Annotated in this window: 21 protein-coding genes; 12 read left to right on the forward strand and 9 right to left on the reverse strand. The window is 67.2% G+C overall.

Going from position 1 to position 26,229, the window contains the following annotated elements:
* Nucleotides 1-7 precede the first annotated feature (7 nt).
* Genes D3H34_RS04590 through D3H34_RS04630 form a run of 9 tightly spaced genes read left to right on the forward strand, consistent with a single transcriptional unit; the run spans nt 8 to nt 9,131 of the window.
* Nucleotides 8-1,321: a TadA family conjugal transfer-associated ATPase gene (locus D3H34_RS04590; protein WP_119552266.1), complete on the forward strand. Its 1,314-nt coding sequence runs from the start codon at nt 8-10 to the stop codon at nt 1,319-1,321.
* Nucleotides 1,314-2,309 carry a type II secretion system F family protein gene (locus tag D3H34_RS04595; RefSeq protein ID WP_119552267.1) on the forward strand — a complete coding sequence of 332 codons (996 nt, stop codon included), beginning with the start codon at nt 1,314-1,316 and terminating at the stop codon, nt 2,307-2,309. Before D3H34_RS04590 ends, D3H34_RS04595 begins: the two co-directional genes overlap by 8 nt.
* Nucleotides 2,306-3,271: a type II secretion system F family protein gene (locus tag D3H34_RS04600; protein WP_119552268.1), complete on the forward strand. Its 966-nt coding sequence runs from the start codon at nt 2,306-2,308 to the stop codon at nt 3,269-3,271. Before D3H34_RS04595 ends, D3H34_RS04600 begins: the two co-directional genes overlap by 4 nt.
* Complete coding sequence (locus tag D3H34_RS04605; RefSeq protein WP_119552269.1) at nt 3,268-4,173, forward strand: tetratricopeptide repeat protein; 906 nt, start codon at nt 3,268-3,270, stop codon at nt 4,171-4,173. Before D3H34_RS04600 ends, D3H34_RS04605 begins: the two co-directional genes overlap by 4 nt.
* A complete protein-coding gene (locus tag D3H34_RS04610) occupies nt 4,170-4,634 on the forward strand; it encodes a DUF3613 domain-containing protein (protein WP_286185435.1) in 465 nt (154 codons plus the stop codon). The genes D3H34_RS04605 and D3H34_RS04610 overlap by 4 nt, the downstream gene beginning before the upstream one ends.
* A 42-nt stretch (nt 4,635-4,676) precedes the next feature.
* On the forward strand, nt 4,677-5,162 hold the full coding sequence (locus D3H34_RS04615; protein WP_119552271.1) for a TadE/TadG family type IV pilus assembly protein: 486 nt from the start codon (nt 4,677-4,679) through the stop codon (nt 5,160-5,162).
* The gene (locus D3H34_RS04620; RefSeq protein ID WP_119552272.1) at nt 5,159-5,641 is read left to right on the forward strand and encodes a TadE/TadG family type IV pilus assembly protein; all 483 of its coding nucleotides are present in this window, start codon (nt 5,159-5,161) and stop codon (nt 5,639-5,641) included. The genes D3H34_RS04615 and D3H34_RS04620 overlap by 4 nt, the downstream gene beginning before the upstream one ends.
* Before the next feature lie 26 nt (nt 5,642-5,667).
* A complete protein-coding gene (locus D3H34_RS04625) occupies nt 5,668-7,707 on the forward strand; it encodes a pilus assembly protein TadG-related protein (protein ID WP_119552273.1) in 2,040 nt (679 codons plus the stop codon).
* A gap of 11 nt (nt 7,708-7,718) precedes the next feature.
* Nucleotides 7,719-9,131, forward strand: a complete 1,413-nt coding sequence (locus D3H34_RS04630; RefSeq protein WP_119552274.1) for a sigma 54-interacting transcriptional regulator — start codon at nt 7,719-7,721, stop codon at nt 9,129-9,131.
* Nucleotides 9,132-9,259: 128 nt separating this feature from the next.
* On the opposite strand, the gene D3H34_RS04635 is transcribed toward D3H34_RS04630, so the two are convergent.
* The 8 genes from D3H34_RS04635 to D3H34_RS34170 all read right to left on the reverse strand — a co-directional run bounded on the left by D3H34_RS04635 (nt 9,260) and on the right by D3H34_RS34170 (nt 23,068).
* Complete coding sequence (locus D3H34_RS04635) at nt 9,260-10,834, reverse strand: TolC family protein (protein WP_119552275.1); 1,575 nt, start codon at nt 10,832-10,834, stop codon at nt 9,260-9,262.
* Complete coding sequence (locus D3H34_RS04640) at nt 10,831-12,126, reverse strand: HlyD family type I secretion periplasmic adaptor subunit (RefSeq protein WP_286185475.1); 1,296 nt, start codon at nt 12,124-12,126, stop codon at nt 10,831-10,833. Before D3H34_RS04640 ends, D3H34_RS04635 begins: the two co-directional genes overlap by 4 nt.
* Before the next feature lie 83 nt (nt 12,127-12,209).
* Nucleotides 12,210-14,039 (reverse strand): peptidase domain-containing ABC transporter, encoded by a 1,830-nt coding sequence (locus D3H34_RS04645; RefSeq protein WP_119552277.1) that lies wholly within the window; start codon nt 14,037-14,039, stop codon nt 12,210-12,212.
* 91 nt (nt 14,040-14,130) lie between these two features.
* Complete coding sequence (locus D3H34_RS04650; protein WP_119552278.1) at nt 14,131-14,424, reverse strand: hypothetical protein; 294 nt, start codon at nt 14,422-14,424, stop codon at nt 14,131-14,133.
* A complete protein-coding gene (locus tag D3H34_RS04655; RefSeq protein WP_119552279.1) occupies nt 14,421-17,513 on the reverse strand; it encodes a glutamate ligase domain-containing protein in 3,093 nt (1,030 codons plus the stop codon). The genes D3H34_RS04650 and D3H34_RS04655 overlap by 4 nt, the downstream gene beginning before the upstream one ends.
* A 111-nt stretch (nt 17,514-17,624) precedes the next feature.
* Nucleotides 17,625-18,125 carry an OmpA family protein gene (locus D3H34_RS04660; protein WP_119552280.1) on the reverse strand — a complete coding sequence of 167 codons (501 nt, stop codon included), beginning with the start codon at nt 18,123-18,125 and terminating at the stop codon, nt 17,625-17,627.
* Between the two features lie 90 nt (nt 18,126-18,215).
* Nucleotides 18,216-22,901, reverse strand: coding sequence for a hypothetical protein (locus D3H34_RS04665; RefSeq protein ID WP_286185436.1), 4,686 nt, complete (start codon nt 22,899-22,901; stop codon nt 18,216-18,218).
* Nucleotides 22,902-22,927: 26 nt separating this feature from the next.
* Nucleotides 22,928-23,068, reverse strand: a complete 141-nt coding sequence (locus D3H34_RS34170) for a hypothetical protein (protein WP_167481121.1) — start codon at nt 23,066-23,068, stop codon at nt 22,928-22,930.
* Nucleotides 23,069-23,210: 142 nt separating this feature from the next.
* On the opposite strand from D3H34_RS34170, the gene D3H34_RS04670 reads away from it, so the two are divergent.
* Entirely contained in the window at nt 23,211-23,642 is a 432-nt protein-coding gene (locus D3H34_RS04670; RefSeq protein ID WP_119552282.1) for a DUF1841 family protein, read from the forward strand.
* A 109-nt stretch (nt 23,643-23,751) separates the two neighbouring features.
* Here the strand turns inward: D3H34_RS04670 and D3H34_RS04675 are convergent, their stop codons facing one another.
* The gene (locus D3H34_RS04675) at nt 23,752-24,747 is read right to left on the reverse strand and encodes a LysR substrate-binding domain-containing protein (RefSeq protein WP_286185437.1); all 996 of its coding nucleotides are present in this window, start codon (nt 24,745-24,747) and stop codon (nt 23,752-23,754) included.
* Between the two features lie 103 nt (nt 24,748-24,850).
* Between D3H34_RS04675 and pcaH the strand changes: the two genes are divergently transcribed.
* Both pcaH and pcaG read left to right on the forward strand, forming a co-directional pair.
* Nucleotides 24,851-25,576, forward strand: coding sequence for a protocatechuate 3,4-dioxygenase subunit beta (pcaH, locus tag D3H34_RS04680; protein ID WP_119552283.1), 726 nt, complete (start codon nt 24,851-24,853; stop codon nt 25,574-25,576).
* Between the two features lie 11 nt (nt 25,577-25,587).
* Nucleotides 25,588-26,199, forward strand: a complete 612-nt coding sequence (gene pcaG / locus D3H34_RS04685) for a protocatechuate 3,4-dioxygenase subunit alpha (RefSeq protein WP_119552284.1) — start codon at nt 25,588-25,590, stop codon at nt 26,197-26,199.
* Nucleotides 26,200-26,229: the final 30 nt, after the last annotated feature.

Here is a 26,229-nt window from a genome sequence, read left to right on the forward strand (position 1 = left end):
AATTTCCATGTCCACCGATCTCGAATTTGCCGACGACGACCAGACGTTCATCAACTCGCAGCAATTCCAGGACATCAAGAGCTGGACACATGACCACCTCCTGAGCCGTATCGAAGAACTTGGCGCGGAATTCGGTCGCTGGTCGCGCGCGTCCATCCAGCAGTTCGTCGAACTGGAAGTCGACAGTTTCGTTCGCCTGCGCCGCGTGCCGATCAACGATCGCGAGATGCAACTCATCTCCGATGCGCTGACCAAGGAGCTCGCAGGGTTCGGACCACTGGAAGACCTGCTCAACGACCCGGCGGTCGAAGACATTCTGATCAACGGGTACCAGAACGTGTATGTGTCCCGTCACGGCATCCTGGAACGGGAAACCGTGCGCTTCGCAGACTCGGAGCACGTGATGCGCATCGTGCGCCGCATCCTTGCGCCACTGGGCCGTCGACTGGACGAGTCGAATCCGATGGTTGACGCACGCCTGCCGGACGGCGGGCGCATCAACGTCATCATCGAACCCCTTGCGATCGACGGGCTGTCGGTCTCGATCCGCAAGTTCCGCAAGGAGCCGCTCACTCCCGCCGACCTTGTCAAGCTTGGCACCTTCGATGCGGGCATGGCGCAGTTGCTCGAGATCGCCGTGCGTGCGCGCTGCAACATCCTCGTGAGCGGAGGGACCAGTTCGGGCAAGACCTCGCTGCTAAATGCACTTGCGAGCTTCATTCCCGCACGGGAGCGTGTGATCACCATCGAAGACACGGCCGAACTCTCGCTCGGCACCAGCCACGTGGTGCGACTGGAAAGCCGGCCCGGGGGCTTCGACGGGCAGGGCGTGGTCTCGATCCGTGACTTGCTACGCAACAGCCTGCGCATGCGGCCCGACCGCATCATCGTTGGTGAAGTACGCGGCGCCGAGGTCATCGAGATGATGCAGGCCATGAACACCGGCCACGAAGGCTCGATGGGCACCATTCACGCCAGTTCGCCTCGGGAGTGCCTCTACCGCCTGGAGATGCTCGCAGGTTTCGCGGGCTACCAGGGCAGCGAGGTGAGCTTGCGTCGACAGATCGCCAATGCCATCGACTTCATTGTGCAGATCGGGCGGCTTTCGAATGGGCAGCGCAGGATCATCTCGTTGAGCGAAGTGACCGGCGTCAACGACAACGTGGTAGCAATGCAGGAGCTCTACCGCTACGAACCGATCGCTTCGCCCGACGGTGAGGAACGCGATCGCTGGGTGTCCCTGGGGATCGCCCCCCACTCTCCCAAGATCACGCGCTTCCGCCAATCGCTCGCCCGGGCACAGGGAGATCACCGTGCGTGAAGCCTTACTGGTCTTGGCCTGCGTCGCGCTGCTCTTCGCTGCGGCGGGGTTGCTCCTGTGGCAATGGGCCAGGAAGCGGCAGTCCCGGAAGGCCGCCGAGCGGCATCTGAATCAGCAGATACAGGCCAGCACGGCCGCACCAACGCCATCCTCGATGCCCTTGCGGGAGTCGCCCACTGAAAGCTTGACGACCGGCATCATCAAGGATCCATGGCTGGAAACGGAGAACGCTGCCGCAACGGCCATGGCACCAGCTGGACCGCTAGAAAGCGCCCTCCCCGGCTGGCTGGTTGGCGTGATTTCTCCGCGGTCTGCGCTTCTGGCCTTGCTGATCATCGCGATTCTCGCCAGTGCCGCAGGCTTTTTCGGTGGGTGGATCACGGCCTTGAGCGCCCTCGCCCTGCTGGTTCTCCTCGCGGTATTCGCTGTGTGGTGGCTCCTGCAGAAATTCCGTCGAAAGCTGATCAGCCAGATGCCGGCCTATATCGATGCGATGGTTCGATTGATCACCATCGGCAACTCCACGCAAGCGGCCTTCCAATTGGCAATCGCCACCACCGAGACACCGCTGCGCGGGCATTTGGAACGCTCTGCATCGCTGGTGCGCGCCGGCATGGATCTGGATCGCGCGCTCCATCAGACAGCAAGCAATGTCCGCATCGAAGAGATGTATTTGCTGGCCTCCATTCTCGGGCTGGGCGTGCGCTACGGCGGGCGCTCTGACCTGCTGCTGGAACGCGTCGCCAACTTCATGCGCGACCGCGAACAGGCAGAGCACGAGCTCGCAGCCATGTCTTCGGAAACCCGGCTTTCCGCCTGGATCCTCGGACTGCTTCCCATGAGTGTGGCGACCTTCTTCATCCTGACCAATCCCAGTTACTTCATGGGCATGTGGAACGACGGCACCGGTCGGACCATGGTGGTCTTCGCCGCGGGGTTCCAGTTGCTCGGTGCCGCCCTGCTCTATCGGCTGGCGAGGCTGACATGACGTTCACATCCGATCAATTGACGATCTTCAGCCTTGCCTTGCTGGCGCTGGGATTGATGGCCGGCGCGGGGGCATTGATCGCCACGGAATTGCGACGGGCCCGAAGCGGCCACGTCATTGGTCGAGCCATCGATCAGGCCGCCAGAGACCCGGGGCTGGTGCCGCCTCCCTCGCTCGACACAGAAGATCCAGCGGCCACGGCCAGATCTGACATCGAACTTCCATTCCATTGGCTGGACTCGCGATTCGGTCGCGCGCTGGTGGCGGACGAGGACCGGGACCTCATCGACCAGTGCGGCCTCTCGTCGAAACGGGCGCAGCTGATCTTTCTTGTAGCGCGCGTCCTGCTCGCCCTCCTGCTCCCCATCCTTGCATATGTGCTCTGGAGTGCGGGCCATTCGCAACGCACGGTGATCATCGGGCTCGCTGCTGCGTTCGTCCTGGGCTTCATGGCCCCCAAGTGGGTGCTTGGCCGGTTTGCCGCATCGCGGCGCCAACGCGTAAACCAGGAACTTCCTCTTTTTATCGACCTGCTTCGCCTTCTCCAAGGCGTCGGCCTCAGTCTCGACCAAAGCCTGCAGATCATGGCAAGCGACTTCTCTCATGTGCTGCGCGTGCTCGGCTACGAGCTGAATCTGGCCAACAACCAATACAGCCGTGGACGCAGCCGGGAACACTCGCTGAACCGCCTGGCAACCCTACACAGGAACGAAAACCTTCGCGGGCTGGTTTCCCTGCTGGTACAGGTCGACAAGCATGGTGGCGCCGTGCAAGAGCCGCTGCGCATCTTCAGCGACCGCCTGCGCGAGCATCGGCGTTCCGAAATGAAGGAGCGGATCGGGAAGATCACCGTGAAGATGACAGCGGTCATGGTGACGACGCTGCTCCCCGCGCTGGTCATCGTCACGGCGGGGCCGGCCTTCCTCGCGATATTCCGCTCACTGGGAGCCGCTGCCAAATGAACAAGCCCTCCAACGCACGCGTGCTGCGCCGCGCCGGCACGCTCGCCCTGAGCGCACTCATCGCGTGGACCATCGCCGGCTGCGCCAGCGTGAAGGACCAGTACGCAGCCAGCGCAGACGCACAACAGCGCGCAGCCGCTGAGCTTGCCGCAGACGCCAAGGCGGGCGCTACGGTCGACACCCAGGCCACCTACCTGAAGCTCGTCGACCAGATGCAGAAGGAAGACCTCTGGTTCGCTTCGCTCGCACACATCGATGCACTCGAGCAGCGCTGGGGCATCTCACCGGAATCCACGCGCGTACGTGCCGACGCGCTGCGTCAGACCGGACAGGCCGTACTCGCAGAGGCCGCCTACAAGCATCTCCTGACTACCCCCCTGGAAAGCGCTGGCTATCGGGGCCTAGGCCTGCTGGCCGGGGCCCGCGGCAGCTATGCCGAAGCGGCCCAGTTGCTCGGCCAGGCACAGCGCCGCAGTCCGACCGACGCGTTGCTTCTCAGTGATCTGGGCTACGCGAACCTCAAGGCCGGCCGCCTGGAAGATGCACGCCTTCCTCTCATGCAGGCGCTGCAACTTCGCCCCGACAGCGCGCAGGCACAAGCCAATCTCGCGCTCTATCTGGAGGTAACCAATCAACAAGACCAGGCACGCGCCTTGATGGACGCGAATCGCATGCCCGAAGCCACGCGACGCGCCGTCCGTGAGGCGGCACAGCAGATTCGCGTCTTGCCCCCTTCTCCCGGTCCCATCGCGGTGTTCCCCTCCGCGATTGCAGAGCCCGCGACGACGCCGCTGACGTTGAAGCGATCGCGCTGGTCTGGCACCGGAGGCCCGATGCAGGCGACAGCCTCCGTCGTTGAAGCACCTTTGACATTGAACTCGCCCTCACGAGGTACACCATGAATCACACAACCGCCCGACGAGGCATGCCATGGAGCGTAGCCCCCTTGGTTGCGACACTTTTCCTCGTGACCTCTGTGGCCTTCGCCCAGGACAACAAGGTGGATGCCAAGACTGCAGCAGCCACCGTGGTGACCACGGATCCGGCAAGGCTTGGCAGTGCCTCCACATCCGTCGTGGCGCCCAAGCCGGCACAGCCCGCCGAAGACACAACAGCAAGCGAACCCGAAGAGGCCTACCAGCCCGCACTGGCGGTCGGTGATGCAACGCAAGGCCTGCTCGCTTGGCAGCGAAGCGGGGACGTGGCGTCACGCGTCCCGCGTCCGATTGCCGGCAACGTCGCGAGCCGGAGCTACGAGCGCTACATCAAGAGCTTCGAACACCCGATTCCCGAACGCCTGGGATCAACCGTTGCCAACCCCAACAACGGTGCCGGCGGGAATTCCACCTCGAAGTCACGCTAGGCGGCGATAGGTCAACTTCCTCCACGACGAGCAGGCAAGGCGATGCGTATCTGCAGCAACACGAAAGCCCAACATGCCCAAAGCGGTGTGTATGCGATCGAGTTCGCCTTTGTCTTCCTGATTGTTTTTGCGCTTCTCTACGCAGTGGCCTGCTATGGCTTCCTTCTGACCATGCGGATGAGCCTGCAGAATGCAGCGGAAGACGGAGCGCGGGCCGGTCTTCGTTATCAGAGCAACCTGAACGACAGGAAGACACAGGCCGGCGACGTGGCCGAGGATCGTACGGATTGGCTTCCTCCAGCGCTCAAGGCCAACCGAAGCGTAGCTGCCAATATTTGCGTCGCCGGCTCGGACGATTGCGCGCAAGCCAACCCGACTTGCGGGCCTGCCTGGAACAATCGCTGCCAGATGGTCGTGACCGTGACGGTCAGCGGCATCGACACGCTGTTTCCCGCATTGCCCAGCTTTGCAATGCCCGACCGTATCGCGGGCAAGGCCAGCATGCTGCTCGACGGAAGGTCATCATGAAGCCCGGCCCGTCACTTCAAGGGCAGGCGCGGCGCCAACAGCGCGGCGTCGCGGCCATCGAGTTTGCGCTGGTGTTCAGCGTTCTGTTCGTCGGCATCTATGGCCTGGTGGCCTTCTGCGGCGTACTTTATGTTCAGCAGGTCGTCTCGCGGGCCGCGGAAGACGGCGCTCGGGCAGCACAGATCCTGGGAAGCAATACAGTCCCCGCGGACCTGCAGACGAACGTGCGGACTGCAATCTACCGTTCGTTGGCCCTGTCTGCGATCACTCCCGCAGCGGCGGGCGCAACCCCATCGACCCGAGAGACATGGATTCGGACCCAGATGGCAACGACCCCACCTACCGTCAATCTGCTTGCCACAGAGGTCGAGGTCCGGGTGAGCTATCCCTATCGCGCCAATCCGCTGGTGCCGGTGCTTCCTTTCACCGCAAGCTGGATGCCTGACCGCCTGTCCGGCAAGGCGACGGCGACCCGATAGTTCTTCCTCTTACCCGGGGTAACGCCATGCAGCCAATCAATCGAGGATCCACCCGACGCCAGAAAGGGTCGGTGGTCATCAACGCAGCCATCGCGCTCAGCCTGCTCGTCATCGTGCTGGTGGGCACCGAACTTGGCTACCTTTTTTTCCTGAAGCGCGAGCTCCAGAAGACCGTCGACCTCGCGGCGCTTGCGGGTGCTCAGGCACTGCGCCCCTCCGCGTGTGACGTCGCGCGACGAGCGGCGCAGGACAATGCGACGAAGAACTTCCCGGGAGGCATCGCCCCCCTGGCAGACGCGGAAGTAGTGTGTGGCAACTGGGATCCCGTGTTCAACGCCCCGCCACAGCACTTCGCCTCGCCAGTGGCAGGCGAGAAACTCAATGCCGTACGGATCTCGATCACGCGTAATCCGACGCTCCTTCCCTTTTCCTTCACAGGCACATCCGACCGGACCATTGCAGTCTCTGCACTCGCTTATCAGTCCATTCCGCAGGCGATGCTGAGCATTCGAAGCACCCTGCTCACACTGGATCAGGTCCAGTCGCCGCTGCTGGACGCAGTGTTCGGGAAACTGCTCGGCGGGAGCGTGGCACTCACTGTGGCGGGCTGGCAAGGCCTGGTCACGACCCAGGTCAATCTTCTTTCATTCCTGGATGCTCTGGCATTGCAGGTCGGGCTGCAGGCAGGCCAGTATGAACAGGTTCTCGGTACAAAGGTCACGGCAGGGAAGATGCTGCAGGCATTGGCCTCTGTCCTGGAAAAGAATGGTTCCCTTGCACAAGCCGCGCTCACCGGTTTCAACAACATGGTGGGACTGACGACTCAAGTTTCCAACGTGGAACTCACCGTTGCCGAGATCCTTGGAATTGCAACAGGCACACCCAGCAGTGCCTTGGACCTGAGCCTCCAGGCGTTCCAGCTGACCCAGGCCTTCGTGCAACTCGCCAACAGCCAGCACGCCGCGACCGTCAGCGCCCCGTCGGATCTTCTCGGCCTCGCCAATGTGCGTACGACGGTCAAGGTCATCGAGCCACCGCAGCTGTCTGCCATCGGCAGCCCCGAACTCGCCATGCAAGACCCGTTGGGGCCCAACGGGATTCGCGTCCGCACGGCCCAGGTGCGCGCACTGATCTCCGTGGATTTCACCAAGGCACTGAACAGCCTCACCGATCTGGTCAACCAGGTGCTTGCCCTCACCCAGCCCGTGACTGACCTTCTCAACAGCCTCCTGCATCTGGACCTCGTCGGAGCGCTGAGCAATGTCCTGTGCATCGGATGCGAATACAAGACCACCGATCTGCGCCTGGTTTCCTCGCCGTTCCGAATCGACGTGAACATCGATGTGGCAGCCGGCAAGGCACGTGTCGACAGGTACAGCTGTGCATCCGGCGGCAGCAGTAAGACGCTTTCGGTCATTGCAGATACATCCGCCGTGAATCTGCGCGTTGGAAAGATCGGCAACACTCCGGAAGACGCTGCGGCACAGGCTTTCTCCAGCAAGGACCCTCCGAACGTCGAGCCGATTCCTCTGGTCGACATCGGTGCGATGACCGTCCGAAAGACCTGCATTGCCTTTATCTGCGGCTACTCCTGGAAAAAGGGCGCCGGCTGGACTGACGACAAGACCAAGGCGGACCGGGAAGCCTTTGCCGGTGGAGGTATCGGCCTGATGACCAACGCCCCTGTACTCGGTGCGACAGACACTCTTGACTTCGCGGCCCCAGCAGATTCGGGCTTGCCTAATATTTCAGCGTCCCAGATTCCGACACCATATCAACCCGTTGTTGCCGGCGATATCGTTGCCAGTCTCAGTCAAACGCTGGCGAACATCGATATCCACATGTACAAGCCCTCAGTCGATAGTGCGTTGGGCGATCTTTTGTTCGGTGTCGGAAGCACCATCGACGCAGTGGTCAACCTGCTGCGCCAAACCATTTCCTCCGTACTTTCGCCCCTGCTGGATCCCTTGGTCAATACACTGATCGGCGCGTTGGGCATCGACCTCGCAAAGACGGAGGTAGGTGCCAGGCTTTCGTGTCAGGGTGGCGCGCAACTGGTCTATTGAACCCTTCTTAAATGAGTGCCTCCAACTTCGACGAACTCGACCTCTTTGTCTGGGAAGGCAAAGCCGACATCCTCGACCGCATTGCGCGGTGCATGGCGAGCTTCGATGTGGAAGTCATCCGGGCCGATGGCCTGCCGCCTCCGCCGCAGGATCGCGGTGTCGCGTTGCGTCCTTCCGTCGCGATCATCAGCGTCACGGTCATCGATGGCGGGGGGCTTCCTCATGCCACGGAGCTGCTGCAAGGCATGCCGGTGATCTGGGTGGCGGCGGCTTCGCGCGAGCGTGACTCACGCACGTATCCGCCCGAGTACCTGCACGTCCTGCCCTACGACTTCACTTGCGCCGAGTTGCGCACGATGGTGGCCAAGCTGGTTCGGCAGTTGCGGGCGCGCGATGTCGCGCCGCAGGCGCCCGATGTGCTGGTGGCGCATTCCGATGCGATGAAGGGGCTGCTGGCCGAAGTGGGCGCCTTTGCGGACTGCAACCATCCGGTGCTGGTGCGTGGCGAGACCGGCGTGGGCAAGGAGCGCATTGCGCAGCAGCTTCACATCGGGCATCAGCAGTACGGCAAGGGTGCGTTCGTGGCGGTGAACTGCGGGGCGATTCCCGATGGGCTCTTCGAGTCGCTGTTCTTCGGTCACACGAAGGGCTCGTTCACCGGTGCCGTGCATGCGCATCGCGGCTACTTCGAGCAGGCCACGGGCGGTACGTTGTTTCTTGACGAGATCGGTGACCTGCCGCGCTACCAGCAGGTGAAGCTGCTGCGCGTGCTGGAAGACAACGCGGTGACGCGGCTGGGGGCGACCTCGCCGATTCGCGTGGACTTCCGGCTGGTGGCGGCGACGAACCGCAACCTGCGCGAGATGGTGGCGAGCGGCGAGTTTCGCGCCGATCTGTTCTATCGACTCGCGGTCATCGAGCTGCATGTGCCCAGCCTGGAAGAGCGTGGCGAGATCGACAAGATCGCGATCTTCAAGGCGCTGCTGACGAACGTGCTCGGCGACGAGCTCGAAGCCTTGGGTGAAACGCCGCACTGGCTCAGCGATGCGGTGGCCGAGACTTACTTTCCGGGCAACGTGCGGCAGCTGCGCAATCTCGCGGAGCGCGTGGGCGTGATCGCGCGGCAGTTGCACGGCTGGGACCAGAACCTGATCCAGCGCGCGATCGCGCTCACGCGCGGCACGCCGGCGCCGGCTGCGCTGGCGACCGATCGCAACGGTACAGGGGTCGCGCTCGATGCGAATGGAGACCGCAAGGGCTGGAACAGCAGCGAGCGCAACCGCATCATCGCGGCGCTCGAGATCAACGACTGGAAGCGCCAGGACACGGCGCAGCATCTGGGCATCAGCCGCAAGGTGCTGTGGGAGAAGATGCGCAAGTACCAGATCCTCGACGGCGAGCCCGGCATCCCAGAAGAAACTTAGCTCGCCCCCAGGCTGCGCGGCACTTCGTGTCCGCTTCGCCTACCCCCTACCGGGGGCAACACCTGAGGCCCGGCAAAGCCGGTTCCTCGGTGTTTCGCGAAGGGGCCTCGCTTCGCTTGCCTCGTGGACTAGTTGGTGCCGAGCCTTGTGGTTCTGCGCAGCGGCGGGTTCGCGAACGATGCACCTGGCGAGCGGTCGACCGTGGGCTCGCTGGCGCAGGTCGTGTTGCTCGAGATGCACAGCGCGCCCAGCAGGCCATCCTCGGTCAGCGGGGTGCGGCTGGGAGGTCCGAAGATGCGGTCGATCCAGCCGTTGCTGCCGATGGGGTCGATGCGCAGTTCGCCGGTGGTGCGGGCCAGGCGCAGTTCGGAGATGCGCAGGTCGAACACGCCGTCGATGTAGTCGAACAGCAGGGTGTAGTAGTCGAGCTGGGCATCGAGCACCTGGGGCAGGGTCTCTCGGCCGAACTCCATGAGGCGGCGGCGGCCGCGGAAGGCCTGGCCGGAGGTGCTGACGGCTTCCATCAACTGGCGCTCGCGTTCGCGGCCGGCCACGGTACGGGACCACGACGACGCGGTGAGCTCCAGCAGGTTGAGCTTCACGCCCTCCATCTTGGCTTCCTGGTTCGCGACTTCGGCCAGGGCGCCCTTGAGCTTGAGCTGACGGTCGAAGCCGTTGCCGAAGTTCCAGTTGAGTTCGAACGCGGCGCGCGTGGGGTCTTGCGGCGACACGCCGCGCGGATCCTTGCTCTTCACGACGACGGCATCGAGCGTGGGGTAGAGGCTGGCTTCCGTCTGTTCGACCAGGGCCCGGGCGCGCGCGACGCGGCCCTGGGCTTCGGCGAGTTCGGTGCTGCGCGCTTCGGCGCGGCGCAGCGCTTCTTCCTGCGAGCCGATGCGCCATTGCGGCGGCGCGGCGAGCACGGGCAGCGACGAGGGGTTGGGCGAGAACTTGAAGTAGTTGCGGAACTTGGCCATGGCCTCGTCGCGCTGAGCCTCGAAGTCGGACTCGCGCGCGGCCACGAGGGCCCGCCGAGAAGCCGCCATGTTCAGGTCGTTGTCACCGCTCACTCCGAGCGCGACGCGGCGTGCCTCGGCCTTCGACAGCTCGGCCACGACCTCGGTGGCGCGGTGCGCGATCTGCTTCTTCAGGTCGAAGCGTTGCACCTGCAGGTAGGCGGTGAGCGCGTCCAGCACCACCTTCTGCGAGGTGGTGATGACCGCCTCGTCGTCGGCCTGGTTGGCCAGCTCGGCGGCGCGCTGCGCGGCGCTCATGGCGCCGCCGTCGATCAGACTCACGCGCGCTTCGGCAGTGAGCACGGTGTAGTTCTCGCTCTTCGCGTCCTTGGCGCCGCTGTTGTAGGTACCTGACGAGGTGCCGATCTTGAAGCGCGGGTAGCGCGCCATGCGGGCCGCGTCCACACCGAAGCTGCTGGTGGTGGCCGCGGCCTGCGCGGTCTGCACCTCGGGGTATTCCTGCGACAGCGTGATGAGCGCCTGCTTCACGCGCTGCGCGGAGCTCGCGGCACCGACGGAAGGCGACGACAGGCGACGCGACAACGCGAGCGTCGCGGGTGGCCCGTCCGCCTCCAATGACTGTTGGGCATAGGCGGTGGGCGGCAGCGCCATGCTGACGCACAGGGTGGCACAGACCACGCCGGGGGCGATGCGCCCGCGCCGTCCCGGCAAGACGGGCGTCCTCATGGCTCGCGGAAGGCTTCGCGCCGAAGTTTGAGCACAGGCCGCAGGATGTACCAGATGAACGGATCGGTCCCCACACGCAGATCGACTTCAGACTCCATGCCGGCGGTGATGCGGTTCTCCTTGCGACCCACATGCGACTGCGACATGCTGATGAGCAGCCGGTAGTACGGCGCGCCCTGGGAGATGGCCGCATCGCGGTCGGCGTCGGCCGCCACGAGCTTGACCTTGCCGTCCACGGCACCGTAGCGCAGGTAGTCGTAGGCGGTGATCTTCACGCGCGCCAGCTGCCCCACTTCGACAAAGCCGCGGTCGTTCGGGTTGAGGCGCGCCTCGACCATGATCTCGTCCTCGTCGGGCACGACCTCCAGGATGGCTTCGCCGGGCTTCACGACCCAGCCGGGGCTGCTGCTGCGCAGGCCCTTCACGATGCCTTCCGCCGGCGCTTTCACGACGGTGCGCGAGCGTTGCGTGCGTGCGCGTGCGAGGTCTTCGCTCAGGCTGGCGAACTGGCGCTCGACGGTGGCGAGTTCGTCCGACGCGCGGCGACGGAAACGCCCTTCGGCCTCGGCCATCTTGGCCTGTGCCTCGGTGATGGCGGCCTGCGCCGAGATCACGCCCTGGCGCGTCACGGCGAGTTCGCTGCGCACGCCTTCGACCTGGCGGCGCTTCTCGAGCACCTCGACCTGGCCAACGAGTTTTTCGCTGAGCAGCTGCTCGGAAATCTCGAGTTCCTTCTGCGACAGCTCCAGCCGGTCGCCCAGGCCCTTGGCCTTGGCCTGCTGTTCGAGCTGCTTGCTGCGCGCCTGCTCCAGGCCCGACACGGCACCGGCCATGACGCCGCGCTGTTCGAGCGCGCGCGCCTGGTAGGCGCCGACCTCGCCTTCGAGCACGGCTTCGTCGATGTCGGGGTCGAAGGCATCGCGCTTGAGCGGCTGGCCGCGGCTCTCGGCAATGAGCCGCACGCGGGTGGCCTGCGTGGCGGCGTAGCGCGCGGTGAGCTCCTCGAAGTTCAGGCCGCTGCCGCCCAGGTCGATCTCGACCAGCGACTGGCCCTGCTTGACCTTGTCGCCCTCTTTCACGAGCACGTTGCTGACGATGCCGCCTTCCAGATGCTGGATCGACTTGACGCGGTCGGAGGGGATCACGCGGCCCGGTGCGACGACCACGGTTTCCATCGGGAAACCCAGCCCCACCATCGCCAGCAGCGCCACGGCACCGCCGATGATCCACTGGCGCCGCCGGCCTTGCGGCGTGGTCTGCGCCGCCTGTTTCTCGCTCTCGCCCTGAAGCACCTGCGGCAAGTCTGGTTTCAAAATCCCGTACCCCTGTCTCTGTCTGTCAGTCGGTCAATCGATCGCTCAATTGATCAAGTCACTCAGGCCATCGAGCGCGACGCGGCGGAGACGCCGGCATTGCCGCCGCCTTCGTCCGCATCGCCCAGCGCCACCAGCGGCTTCTTCACGCCGAACAGCTTGGGCACCATGACGGCGGCGGAGCCGATCTCCACGTTGCCCTGGCCGGTGACGTGATAGACGGCGGTGGCCGCCGACACGATGCGCAGCGAATGCGTGACCACGACCACGGTGCGCACCTTGGCGACCGCGAGCATGGTGGCGAGCAGGTTGCGCTCGCTTTGAAAGTCGAGGTCGTTGCTCGGCTCGTCGAGCACCAGCACCGACGGCTTGCGCAGGAAGCTCATGGCGAGCGCGAGCTTGCGCCGCTCGCCCACCGAGAAGCCGGTGCCGCCCTCGCCCACCACGGTGCGGTAGCCGTCGGGCAGGCGCGAGATGAAGTCGTGCGCGCCCGAGAGCTTGCAGGCCGCGACGATCTGCTCGTCGCTCTGGCCCGGCGCGCCGCGGCGCATGGTGTCGACCAGCGGGCCGCCGAACCAGTAGACCTCCTGCGAGAGGTAGCTGATCCAGCGCGACAGTTCTTCGCGGCCGAACTGCGAGAGGTCGTACTCGCCGATGCTCACCACGCCGTGCGTGGGCGTGTACAGGCCCGACAGCAGCTTCACGAGCGTCGACTTGCCCGCGCCGTTGCGCCCGACGATCACATGCAGGCCGCCGGGGCCGATGTCGAGGTCGACGTTCTCCAGCACGGGCTGCGGGGCGTCCTCGGTGAAGCTGAAGCTCACGTCCTTCAGCGTGACGCGGCCCAGCGGCTGCGGCAGCGCCATGCCGGTGGGCGCTTTCTCGACCGGCTCGCCGAGCACGGTTTCCAGGCGTTTGGCGGCTTCCTTGGCGGTGGCCAGCGCGCGCCAGTTCGAGACCAGCCCGGCCACCGGCTGCAGCGCCTTCAGCGCGAGCATGTTGGAGGCAACGAGGCCGCCCACCGTCATCCACTGCTGCATGACGGAGACGGCGCCCACGGTGACGACGATCACCGAGAACACGGTGAGCAGCACGGTGGTGCCGTCGCGCGCGGTTTCGATCTGGCCGTTCTTGCCGAAGCTCTCGCTGAGCCAGGCGTTGTAGGTCTGCTGCCAGACGTCGATGGTGGGGCCGTCGTTCGACTGCGCCTTGAGCGTCTCGCGCGCATGACAGATCTCGGAGGTGATGCGGTCGAGCCCGCGCCCGCGCTGCACTTCTTCGACGCGGCCGGCGCGCACTTCGTCGGCCCACCACCAGGCCAGGAACGACATGATGGCCAGGAAGGCCGCCACCACAGGCAGCACCGGCAGCGCAACGATGCCGATCACCACCAGCGCGAAGATCGCCATCGGCAGATCGAAGATCGATTGCGCGAGCCCGCCGGTGACGGTGCCGCGCACGGCGCCCACATCGCGGAAGAACAGCTGCCAGGCCGAGGCCGGCCGCGCTTCCAATGCGCGCAGCGGGCGACCGAGCATGGAGTGCAGCAGCGCGCTCGACACGCCGTGATCGACGGTCGCACCCGCGTTGCGCAGCAGGCGCGAGCGCCGCGTGCGCAGCCAGAACTCGATGCACAGGAAGAACAGGATGCCGCACACCAGCGCAGCGAGCGTCGAGACGCCGCTGCGCGAGAGCACGCGGTCATACACCTGGAGCAGGAAGATCGAAGGCAGCAGGCCGAACAGGCTGATGGGCAGCGAGAGCCACGCCGCGCTCTTGACGAGGGGGTAGGCCGCGCGGAACGCATCGTTCAACGCGCCGGCATACGGACTGGCACCGGGAGTGTCCGGCCTGTCGGCAACCAGCTGACTGGGCAAGAGGAACTTGATCATGGAGAAACACCGATCCGTCGGGCAACGACGCCTGCACCATTATCAACTGTTACCCGTCTGTTACAAGGCAAAAATTCGCCTCTGATGCCTCTCAGCATCGGTGTGCGCGAACCTGCGCCGGACCGGTCGATTCCATGTCGCGCGTTCCTTGCGGCGCGGCGCTTTCCCTGAGCGTGCAATTCATCGTCTTGTGGTTGTAACTGTGGCTGGCAGTGCGCGCGGATGTGCCCGGCAGGCCTTCGGCAAAAACGAGCGCGATGTTGGCGCACAGCAGCATGAGCAGCACCCAGGCGCACAGCAGCTGCAGCCAGCCCAGCCACCAGCGCCGCGGCGGTGCCTCGCGTTCGGATTCATAGGGAATGTGGACCAGTGCGTTCCATCTCATGGCAGTGCTTTCAAGACCCGGGCAAGCCGGGAAAGACCGACACCCGCGGAGCTCTTGGCCAGCACCCAGTCGCCTGGTTGCAGCAGCCCGCCGAGTGCGGTGGAGAGGTCGGACACATCGACAAACCAATGGGAGCGGACCTTGGTGCGGATGCGCGTGTGAAGCGCCCGCATCAAGGGACCGCAAAGCAGCACGCGATCGGGCTGCGATGCCAGCAACTCGGCCTCCAGATCGAGGTGATGGCGCTGGGCCGCGGGGCCCAGCTCCTGCATGTCGCCCAGGATGGCCACCCGGCGCGCAGGCTCGCAGGGGGCTTGTGACAGCAACTCAAGCGCCGCCCGCATCGAACTCGGGTTGGCGTCGTAGGTTTCATCGATCAGCTTGAAGCTTCCGCCGCCGATGTGAATGGTGTGCAGCGCACCGCGTCCGCCCGGCGGCTCGAAGTGCGCAAAGGGCTCGACCGCCGCCGCCAGCGGCAGGCGCAGCGCCTGCAATGCGGCCAGCGCGGCCACGGCGCTCGCGCCCATGTGGCGGCCCGGCGCGTTCAGACGCAGCTGGAAAGGCTCGCCGGCCACCTCCGCCTGCACCTCGCCGTGGTCGAAGGCGAGCAGGCGCACGTCGGCGTCCTTGTGCTCGCCGTAGGTCACGATCTGCAGCTGGTGCGCCATCGCCGCTTCGGCGAAGGTCGCGAACTCGGGCATGTCGCGGTTGAGCACCACGCGGTCGCCCGCGGCCATGGCCTGGAACATGCGGCAGTCCAGCCGCGCAGCGGCCTCCGACGGGCCGCGGTGTTTCTGCGACGCCGCCGAGATCCCGGTCACCACGATGAGCGAGGGCCGCATGAGCTGCGCCGAAGCCGGCATGTGCGATGAGCCCATCTCGAGCACCCAGTACGCGGCATGGCGGGGCATGCAGGTGAGGTTCCAGGCGATGCCCGACGGCAGGCTGATGTTGCCTTCGGGCTGCGCCACTTCGCCCCATACGGTGAGCGCGCCGGCCAGCATGGCGGCCACGGTGCTGCTGCCCGCGCCGCTGCCGAGCACGCCGCAGACGCGGCCGGTGAACTCGGTGCGCGCATGGTCGCCCAGCTCGAGCACGGCCTGCAGCACGTTCGCCACCTGCAGCACGGGCACGCGCTTGTCCAGGTGCGGCTTGGGGTCGGTGCACAGCACGGCGGCAGCGGGCTGCAGCACGCCCTTGAGCGTGACGGCGGCCAGCGGCGTCTTCGACGGCCGGGCCTGGTGGTCGAACACGACACGGCCCTTGCGCATGAAGGTGCGCTGCGCCACGCCGGTGGCGCGCCAGCCGTCCTCGGGCTTGACCACCCATTCGCCGCCGGTGACGCGTGCCATCTCGCTGGCGGTCCACACCGCACCGTCGTCGCGCGAACCGCTGCCACCGCCGCCGGGGCCCGCGCCGCCGGGCTGGCTGCGCCGGTCCAGCAGGTAGCGGTGGTAGGCCGCGAAGCCCGTCACGTACTGCTCGACGTCGTCGATGCGCACGCGGAACGAGTGGTGCCGCACGAAGAAGGCGCCGACGACCGTGGACGGCCGGCGGAAGTACATCGCCATCTCGGGCCAGAAGAAGCCGTTGAGCAGGTAGTGCGCGCGGTAGTCGAGCGCGCGGTAGAACTTCTCGGTGTCCAGCTCGTCGAGCAGGTGCCGCATGGCGGGCATGCTTTCCAGGCGCTGCAGCATCTGCTGCGCGGCCAGCATGAGGCTGAGCAGCGTGGGGAAGGTGGTCTTGCGATCGAGCACGAAGTCCAGGTAGCCCGCCACGTTCTGCAGCCCGAAGCGGAAGTAGCGCTCCTGCGGGCTCCACTGCGTGAGCTCGTTCACGCAGCCGCTGAGCCAGTGATCGTGCGACTGCCAGTGCTGGCTCGCAATGAAATGGTCGAAGGCCTTTTCGACAGCCGCCAGCCAGCGCGGATCGCGCGTGAGGCCGTACAGCCGCATCAGGCCAAAGGCCGCCTCGCCGTCGTAGAAGATGACGCGCGAGGCCTGCTTGAGCGTCAGGTCGGCCGCGTGCAGCACGTGGTCGAAGCGCCCGCTCGCCGGGTCTTGCAACGCCACGATGCCCAGCGCGAGCTTCTCGAGCAGCGGCAGCCAGTGGCGCGTTTCCATCAGCTCGCAGTAGCGAACGAACATGCGCACGCAGGCGGCGTTGCCGCCCAGGCGGATCTCGCCGCCGGTGTCGACCAGGTACGCGACCTCGCGGCCGTCGGGCAGCGTGTAGTCGCGGATCAGCGCGTCGGTCAGGTGGTCGATGGCACGGTCGATGGCCGCGCGCAGCGTGTCGTCGCGCGTGAGCTCCCAGGCCTCGAGCATGGCGTGCACGGTGCCTGCATGGCGCATCGCGTCGTAGGTCGGGATGCGGCGGTCGAAGCACGGAAAGTAGCCGTACACGAAGAGGCCGTCGCTCTGCATCTGGCGCGCCAGGTACGACGAACCGCTGCGCACCAGGTCGAGCACCGACTGCGGGTTGAGCGCCGGCAACTGGCGGCGGCCCGCGTCGAGCCCCGTGCCCACGAGCTTGTGCACCACGCCGTCGGGCTGGCAGAACACGCCGACCGTGGCCAGCAGGTAGACGGTGCGCTCCGTCGGCGTTTCCAGCGGCAGCGTGCGCTCGAAGCGGGCCTGCGCGTAGACGTCGAAGTTGCGCGCGTTCACCACCGAATGCGCGACGGTCGAGTCGCCGCACAGCATGGCGTTGGCATTGAGTTCCTGCTCGGTGAAGGCGAAGTCGAAGTCCTGGTCGAAAGCCAGGCCGAGCCGGAAGTAGTTGCGCTTGACCGCAGTGAGCTGGGTCTTGAACTGCGTCCAGTCCATGGGACTGGCGCCCTCGACCCAGTCGATGCGCAGCCAGGGCGAGACGATGCCGCGCTCGCGCACCCATCGCTCGACCAGCGCGGCGCCTTCGCGCCAGGCGGTTTCGAAGTCGTCGGCCCGCGCATGCACGACGTGCGCACGCTGGGAGCCGTCGCTCACCGAGAAGAAGAGCGTGAAGGCCGGGTACGGGGCGGGCAACGCCGCGCACACGGACACCAGGCGCTCGTGGCAGGCGTGGAGCTGGTCTGAGAAGGACATCATTCGGCCCCGGTCGAATGCGGGCGAAGGCCGGTCGCGTCCGTCATCTGCTCTCGCCTGGATGACGTGATCGCGGACCGGAAGCCGCCCGTTGAATCATCGCGTGCTCCCGATTCAGCGGTAGCTGAATTCGGCGCGACGATTGAGCTGATGGCCCTCCTCGGTGGTGGCAAGCGATGCGGGCTTTTCAATGCCCCAGCTGATGGCTTCGATGCGTTCGCCCGGCACGCCCATTTGCGTGAGCATGCGTTGCACGGCTTCGGCGCGGCGCTGGCCGAGCGCGAGGTTGTACTCGCGGCCGCCGCGCAGGTCGGTGTGCCCTTCGATCACGACCCGGCTCGCCGGCCGGTTGCGCATGAAGCCCGCGTGCGCCTCGACGATGCTGCGGTCGCCGGGCCGGACGTCGTACCTGTCGAAGTCGAAGTAGACGATCTTCGCCAGTGTGTTCGTCACCGGCGGTGGTGGCGGTGCCGGCTCCACCTTGGGCACTTCGCGCACGCTCTTGTTGGAGTAGTAGTAGGTCGCGTCGTCGCGACCGCCCTTGGGAGGCACACCGCAGGCGGCGAGGCTGGCACCCATGGCCACGAGGGCCAGTATCCGGAAATTCTTGTTCATGACGGTCCTTTCGTGGGACAGGCCGCGAACGGCCTGTCCCTTTCTGCTTGCTATCGAGGTTTCCCTTCCTCCTTCTTCGTGTCCCTTGGATCAGCCCAGCAGGCCGTGCAGGATGTTGGTCACGGGGGCCAGGGCGCCACCGGCCGGGCTGCTGTGGTCGAGCAGGCTGGTGATCGGGGTGAGCACGTTGTCGAGCACCGGGGCCACCGTGTGTTCGACCGTGTCCACCACACCGCTCACGACCGCGGCCACCGGGGCCGTCGCCGGCGTGCCGGCGAGGATGTCGGTCACCGGAGCTGCCACGCTGGTCACGGTGTCGACCACCGTCGAGACCAGCGAGCCGCCGGAGCCAGCCGCGCCCGTCACGCTGTCGAGGATGCTGGTGACCGGCTCCAGGATGCCGGCGACCGGTTCGCTGCCACCCGTCAGGCCGCCGAGCAGGCCACCCACGAGTCCGTCCGCGCCGAGCAGGCTGCCGACCAGGCCGTCGTCACCGAGCACGCCGCCGAGCAGGCCGCCGGCGTCGCCACCCGTCACGCCGCCCAGGACACCACCCAGCAGGCCGTCGTCGCCGAGGATGCCGCCGAGCAAGCCGCCAGCGTCGCCGCCGGTCACGCCGCCCAGGACACCACCCAGCAGGCCGTCGTCACCGAGGACGCCGTCGAGCAGACCGCCAGCGTCGCCACCGGTCACGCCACCCAGGACACCACCCAGCAGGCCGTCGTCGCCGAGGATGCCGTCGAGCAAGCCGCCAGCGTCACCACCGGTCACGCCACCGAGGACACCACCGAGCAGGCCGTCGTCACCGAGGATGCCGTCGAGCAGGCCGCCGGCGTCGCCACCGGTCCCGCCACCGAGGACGCCACCCAGCAGGCCGTCGTCGCCGAGGATGCCGTCGAGCAGGCCGCCGGCGTCGCCACCGGTCACACCACCGAGGACACCACCCAGCAGGCCGTCGTCGCCGAGGATGCCGTCGAGGAGACCGCCAGCGTCGCCACCGGTCACGCCGCCGAGGACACCGCCCAGGAGGCCGTCGTCACCCAGCACGCCGCCGAGCAAACCACCGTCACCGCCGAGGACACCGCCCAAGAGGCCGTCGTCACCCAGCACGCCGCCGAGCAGGCCACCGTCACCGCCGAGGACGCCGCCCAGGAGGCCATCGTCACCCAACACGCCACCGAGCAGGCCGCCGTCGCCGCCGAGGACGCCACCCAGAAGGCCGTCGTCACCCAGCACGCCACCGAGCAGACCGCCTTCGCCGCCGAGGACGCCACCCAGAAGGCCGTCGTCACCCAGCACGCCGCCGAGCAGGCCGCCGTCGCCGCCGAGCAAGCCACCCAGCAGACCGTCATCGCCCAGCACACCGCCAAGCAGACCACCGTCGCCGCCGAGGACGCCGCCCAGGAGGCCATCGTCACCCAGCACGCCGCCGAGCAGACCACCGTCGCCGCCGAGGACGCCGCCCAGGAGGCCGTCGTCACCCAGCACGCCGCCGAGCAGACCGCCTTCGCCGCCGAGGACGCCGCCCAGCAGGCCGTCGTCACCCAGCACGCCACCGAGCAGACCGCCTTCGCCGCCGAGCAAGCCACCCAGCAGACCGTCGTCACCCAGCACGCCACCGAGCAGACCGCCTTCGCCGCCGAGCAAGCCACCCAGCAGACCGTCGTCACCCAGCACGCCGCCGAGCAGACCGCCTTCACCGCCGAGCAAGCCGCCCAGCAGACCGTCGTCACCCAGCACACCGCCAAGCAGGCCACCGTCGCCTCCGAGCAAGCCGCCCAGGAGGCCATCGTCACCCAGCACACCGCCGAGCAGGCCACCGTCGCCGCCGAGGACGCCGCCCAGGAGGCCGTCGTCACCCAGCACACCGCCGAGCAGGCCGTCGCCACCGATCAGGTGGGCCACGCCGTCGGTCACGAAGTCGACCTGGGTGTCCACCGCGTTCAGCAGGCCGTTCGTCGCGCCGGCGCCGAGCAGCTGGTCCACCAGCGGGCTGGCCAGGCCACCCACGCCGTCCGTCACGTTGTCGACCAGGCCGTCGGCCGGATCGAGCACGTTCGGGTTGTTCGGCGTGAAGCTGGAACCGAGCACCGGCGCCAGCAGGCCGTCGACCGTGTCGGTCAGGCTGTCGGTCAGTTGCGAGACCGGGGCCAGCACGTCGCCCAGGCCGAGGTCGCCGAGCACGCCGTTGTTCAAGCCGTCCACCAGGCCGGCAACCACGCTGTCGGTCGGGTCGAGCAGGGCCGCGCCGGTGCCGGGGGTGCCGCCACCGATGCCGCCGAGCACACCGCCCAGCAGGCCGCCGACGAGGCCGTCTTCGCCGAGCAGGCCACCCACGGGGCCGTCTTCACCCAGCAGACCGCCGACCACGCCGTCCGGTCCGAGCAGGCCGCCGACGCCGTCGCCGCCGAGCAGGCCACCCAGCGGGCCGTTCTCGCCCAGCAGGCCGCCGAGCAGGCCGTCGTCACCGAGCAGACCGCCGATGGGGCCGGTGCCGCCGAGCAGACCGCCGACCAGGCCGTTGTCACCCAGCACGCCGCCGAGCACACCGTCTTCGCCGAGCAGGCCGCCGATGGGGCCAGCGTCGCCGAGCAGGCCGCCCAGGAGGCCGTCGTCACCCAGCACGCCGCCGAGCGGGCCGTCGCTGCCCAGCACACCGCCCAGCAGGCCGTCGTCGCTCAGCAGGCCGCCGAGCAGACCGTCGTCACCGAGCAGGCCGCCCAGAGGCCCGTCTTCGCCGATGACGCCGCCGAGCAGGCCGCCCAGCAGACCGTCGTCACCGCCGAGCAGACCACCCAGCGGGCTGTCCGCGAGCAGGCCGGAGAGCGCGCCGTCCTGACCGAGCAGGTTGTCGACGAGGCCGCCCTGGCCGAGCAGTTCGCCGGTGAGGCCGTCGGAACCCAGCACGTTGGACAGCACGCCGTCGCCGCCGAGCAGGCCGCCCACGAGGCCGTCTTCACCCAGCAGGCCGCCCAGGGCGCTGTCGTCGCCGAGCAGGCCGCCCAGCAGGCCGTCCGCACCGAGCAGGCCGCCAGTGAGGTCGCCCAGCGCGCCGTCGCCGAGCAGGCCACCGACGAGGCCGTCGTCGCCCAGCACGGTGTCCAGCAGGCCGCCGACCGCGCTGCCTTCGCCGATGAGGCCGCCCACGACGCCGTCCGGTGCCAGCAGGCCGCCGACCAGGCCGTCTTCGGCCAGCAGGCCTTGCACGAGGCTGCCTTCGCCGACCACGTTCTCGAGCAGGCCGCCGAGGGCGCCGTCGTCACCCAGCAGCTGGTCGGTCACGCCGCCCAGGCCGAGCGCATCGGTCAGGCCGCTGACGATGCCGTTGTCGCCGACGAGGTTGCCCAGTGCGTTGTCGAGCGCGTCGGTCACGTAGTCGACCTGGCCGAGCAGGCCGGCCGTGATGGCCCCGGCCGCGCCGGCACCCAGCAGCGGATCGAGCAGCGGGCTCAGCGTGCCGCCCAGCGGATCGGTGATGCTGCCGACGAGGTCGTCCACCGGGTCGAACTGGTTCGGGTTGTTCGCCTGGAACTCTTCGCCGAGCAGCGGGGCGAGCACGTCGTCGACGACGTCGGTCAGGTTGTCCGCCACATCGGTCACCGGGGCCAGCGCACCGCCCAGGCCGAGCGCGTCGTCCAGGCCGTCGAGCACCTCACCCACGACACCGTCGGCGGGGTCGAGCAGGTGGTCGGCGTCTGCGTCGGAGTCGCTGTCCGAATCGCTGTCCGAATCGCTGTCAGAGTCAGAGTCGGAGTCCGAGTCGCTGTCAGAGTCCGAATCAGAGTCGCTGTCCGAATCGCTGTCCGAGTCAGAGTCGCTGTCAGAGTCGGAGTCACTGTCTGAATCCGAGTCGCTATCTGAATCGCTATCCGAGTCGGAGTCCGAGTCCGAGTCGCTGTCAGAGTCCGAATCAGAGTCGCTGTCCGAATCGCTGTCAGAGTCACTGTCCGAATCCGAGTCGCTATCCGAGTCAGAGTCCGAGTCCGAATCGCTATCCGAATCCGAGTCGCTATCCGAATCCGAGTCGCTATCCGAATCCGAGTCGCTATCCGAATCCGAATCCGAATCCGAATCGCTGTCGCTGTCGCTGTCAGAGTCCGAGTCACTGTCCGAGTCGGAATCGGAGTCCGAATCCGAATCGGCGTCCGCATCGGAGTCGCCGCCCGGGCCGCCCACGAACAGCGGGAAGCCGGTGGTGCCACCGTCGCCGCCACCACCACTGAGCGCGGCACCCAGCGCCGCGGCGCCCAGGGCGCCCAGCGCGAATTCGCCGAGGCCGATGCCGCTGCCGGCCGCGGTCTTCTTGGTCACTGCCAGAGCGGCTGCGTCAGCATCGCTGTCCGGCGGGGTCACCTGCAGATCGCCCGAGGCGACATCCACATTCACTTGCTCGAGGCCACCGGGCAGCTTGGTCGAACCGATGGTCGCATCGGTGCCGCTGGTGAAGACGCCGGCCAGCGGCGCCTTGTTGGTGGCCGATCCGGGGAACAGCACGTTGGCCTGACCGCCGTCCGGCACGATCACGCGGTCACCGGCCATCAGGGTCTGATTGCCGTCCACCGGAATGCGGACACCCTCGCGCATCACGGCAACGCCGGGCGTAGCATTGGACAATGTGCCCACGCTGGAAGACGCCACGGCCGCAGGCGCGGCGGAAGCGCCAGCGCTCATGCCCGGCGTGCCTAGCGGCGTGACGGTGGCTTGGGCGAGAACCACGGGCGCGCCAGTGGCGGCGAGCCCTTCGGTCGAAACGGTCGATGCTTGTGGAGCGGTCATGGCAGCCTCTGTGACAAAAGATGCCTTCACAGGGGCAACTTGCGTGCCGCTTTTTCGCCGCCTTGCCAACGGCGCGCCATCGGCGCTTCAAGTGTTTGATTTGTATGGGTATTTTTTTGAAAACAGCAGTACACATCGCCGTTCGAAACAGCCCGCGCAGAGGTCATTTCGCGATTCGTTACGTAACGATGTAACGCCTCGTACCCGGAACGCCGGCGGTATCCCGCGCACCCTCCACCGTCCTTGCGCCCCCGCTGCAGCGCCCGCTTCTTCTCTTTCTTTTCCCTCTTCTCTTCCTCTCTTCTATATATGTTCAATCCCTCCCAGGAAGACGTGCGCCGCTTCTTCTGCGACGTGTACGCCAAGCACCGGCAGGGCCTGCCGATGGAGCCGCTGGAAACCATCGCGGCCGGCTGGATCGACGAGCACCCCGAGTACCACGAAGACCTGATCGACGCCGACGCAGCCGTGGCGCGGGTCTACGACGGCGCCAACGGGCGCGAGAACCCGTTCCTGCATCTGTCGATGCACCTGTCGATCAGCGAGCAGTGCTCGATCGATCAGCCGCGCGGCATCCGCCAGGCCGTCGAGCTGCTGGCTGCGCGCCGCGGCTCGCTGCTGCATGCGCATCACGACGCCATGGAATGCCTGGGCCAGATGATGTGGGAGGCTCAGCGCGCCGGGCGCCCGCCCGATGGCGAGGGCTACGTCGCGTGCGTGCAGCGCCGCGCAACCAAATAAGCTCGCCCCCAGTCTTCGCGCACTTCGTGTCGCTTCGCCAACCCCCTACCGGGGGCAACACCGACGGCCCGGCAAAGCCGGTTCCGTGGTGTTCCGCGAAGAGACCGCGCTACTTCAATCGCCTCGGAGATATCTGAGGCAAGGCCCCTTGCTGCTTCGCCGCTTCGCGCAGCAGCCCGGCCATCGCGGCGCGCAACGGTGACGGCTCGGCCTCGCTGCGCTGCAGGAGGCCGACCGGCTCCTCGGTGCCTGCGGTCTCGATGGGCAGGCGCACCAGACGGCCGTCGGCCAGCTCGCTGCGCGCGGCGCCCAGCGGCGTGATCCACACCGCATCCGACACCCCGACCAGCGCGCGCGCCACCGCCACGTCGAGCGTCTGCAATGCGTTGCGCGGCAACGCAAGGCCGCGCGCCGACAGGAAGCTCTCGGTGTTGTGGCGCGGGATCGTGCCCTCGCCGTACACCACCAGCGGATAGCCCAGCACTTCGAGCACCGACGCGGCCTTGGGGTCGCGCGCGAGCGGATGGCCCGCGCGCACGGCGAACACCAGCGGCTCGGTGTGCAGCAGCTCGAAGCTCAGGCCACCCATGAGGCGCGGATCGCTCATGCGGCCCACGACAAGGTCGAGCTCGCCGGCGCGCAGCTCGTCGAGCAGCACGGCGTTGGCCGCGCTCTTCACCAGGATCTGCACCGCCGGCCAGCCCTCGCGCAGCCGCGCCAGCGCCACCGGCAAGAGCGCGGGCGCCACGCTCGGCAAGGCGCCGATGCGCAGGCGCTCGATGCGTCCGCCCTCCGAGGGCGCCACGGCCTGGGCACTGGCGTCGAGCGCTTCGAGCACGCGCAGGGCGTGGGCCAGCAGTTGTTCGCCGGCCGGCGTGAGGCCCTGCACGCCGCGGCGGCCGGCCTGGCTGCGCTCCACGAGGCGCGTGCCGACCACGGCCTCGAGCTCCGACAGCGTCTTCGACACCGCCGGCTGGCTCAGCGCCAGCCGCTCGGCCGCGCGCGCCAGGTGGCGCTCCTGCGCGACCGCGACGAAGGCGCGCAGGTGCCGCAGCTGCACGTTGCGCACGAAATCCTGGCGAAGCTCGGCGGGAGACTTTTTCAATGCCTTCTGGTTATTAAAACTGGAACAATCTTCAATTTACATCATTGATTGCGACTTCTACAGTGCGGGCTTCGGATTCGTCCCACGACAGGAGACAACGTACATGTCAACCAAGACCAGCGGCGCCCAGCCCACCCTCACCCCGCGCGACTGGGCGGCCCACCCCAGCTACATCTACCCCGGCTACAAGTCGACCGGCAAGCGCGGCCCGCAGAAGCCGCTGATCCCGCTCAAGGCCTCGCTCGGCGAGCTGCAGCAGCCCGTGTACGGGCACGACAGCATCGGCGAGTTCGACCACGACCTCACGCGCAACGCGCGCGTCAACGGCGAGCCGCTGGGCGAACGCATGATCCTCACGGGCCAGGTGCTCGACGAGCGCCGCCGCCCGGTGGCCAACACGCTGGTCGAGCTCTGGCAGGCCAACGCCTCGGGCCGCTACGTGCACAAGGTCGACCAGCACGACGCACCGCTCGATCCCAACTTCCTGGGCGCAGGCCGCTGCCTGACCGACAGCGAAGGCCGCTACCGCTTCCTCACCATCAAGCCCGGCGCCTACCCCTGGGGCAACCACCCGAACGCCTGGCGCCCGCAGCACATCCACCTGTCGCTGTTCGGCCAGAGCTTCGCCAGCCGCCTCGTGACGCAGATGTACTTCCCCGGCGACCCGCTGCTGCAGTACGACCCGATGGTCACCGGCACGCCCGAGCGCTACCGCAACCGCCTGATCGCCGACTTCAGCCTCGACATCACCGAGGAAGGCTACGCGCTGGGCTACCAGTTCGACATGGTGCTGCGCGGCGCCGACGAGACGCCGTTCGAGAACCGTTGAAAGGATTCCCCATGCCATTGATGACCGCCCAGGAAGCCGACTTCGGCCAGACCCCCTCCCAGACCGTCGGCCCCTACTTCGCCTACGGCCTCACCGCCACGCAGTACGGCTACAACTTCAACCAGCCCTTCGACGCCGTGGTGGCGCTGGACACCGCCAGCGGCCAGCGCATCCGCCTCGAAGGCCGGGTGCTCGACGGCGACGGCAACCCGATCAACGACGCGCTGGTCGAGATCAGCCAGCCCGACGGCGAAGGCCGCTACCCGCAGACGCCCGACGAGGCGCGCGCGCTGGGCTTTCGCGCCTTCGGCCGTGTGGGCACGGGCACCGACGCGCAGAACCGCTTCGTGTTCCACACCGTCAAGCCCGGCGCCGAATCGCCCGGCGAAGCGCCGCACATCAACGTGATCGTGCTGATGCGCGGCCTGCTGCTGCATGCGTTCACCCGCGTGTACTTCAGCGACGAGGCCGAAGCCAACGCCAAGGACGCCGTGCTGCAGAGCGTGCCGGCCGAGCGCCGCCACACGCTGATCGCCGAGCGCATCGAACAAGGCGGCGCGGTGACGTATCGCTTCGACATCCGCATGCAAGGTGCGGACGAGACGGCCTTCTTCGACGTCTAGGAAGGTGTGACCCCCGGGAAAGTCCCGACG

The organism is Acidovorax cavernicola (assembly GCF_003581445.1).